General features: G+C 68.0%; 1 protein-coding gene. It reads left to right on the top strand.

All coding sequences use genetic code 11. The features are described 5' to 3' along the window. Nucleotides 1-678, top strand: a 678-nt coding sequence (locus tag V9K97_RS27250; RefSeq protein WP_337321967.1) for a hypothetical protein, incomplete at its 5' end; no start/stop codon positions are given.

Here is a 678-nt window from a genome sequence, read left to right as displayed (position 1 = left end):
GAAGCGAAGACCATCGTCTACACGCAGACCCAGGGCGGCAGCCTGACGGCCGGCCTGGTGTTCGGTGCGCTGGGTGCGCTCGCCAACGTGGGCATGGTCGACAGCCAGACCGGCCTCGATGCGGCGCGCATGAAGGGCAAGCTCAGGCTCGAACCGCGGCAGTTGTTCCTCGATGCGGCGATCCGGCAGGGGCTTGAGCTCACCGACGCCAGCGGCACCGCCCCAACAGCTGCGACGGCCGCAACACCCTATCTATACCTCAGCAAATCGCCTGGTGGCAGGCTGCGGGCGGCTGCCGCAGTCCAGCTCGAACACGGCAGCGGGGCTGACCGGTGGTCGGGCCTGTACATGTACCAACTGCCCTCGGCGTACAGCCTCGACGACTTGGCCCGGCCCTCGGAGGACCTCCAGCGCAAGCTCGCTGCGGAGGCTGCGCAGGGCTTCGGCGAACTTGCGGCCTTCATCGCCAGGGAGGAAACCGGCACCAAGGATGCGCCTGCGAAGGCCCAACCCGAGCGGGAGTTCGTCTTCTCGACGGAGCTGCTGGCACCGGGCGGCGGGTATCCGATGCCTGCGCGCCTCATCGCAAGCTCGGAGGAGCTCGTGTGGTGCCGGACCTTCGAGGGCGTGTTTGCGCTGCGTCGCTCGAGCATGAAGATCCGGACCCGGGGTATCTGA

Source organism: Variovorax sp. CCNWLW186 (genome assembly GCF_037203865.1).
Lineage (GTDB): Bacteria > Pseudomonadota > Gammaproteobacteria > Burkholderiales > Burkholderiaceae_C > Variovorax.
Note: the sequence above shows the minus strand (reverse complement) of the source record. Positions and strands in the feature narration are given on the sequence as shown.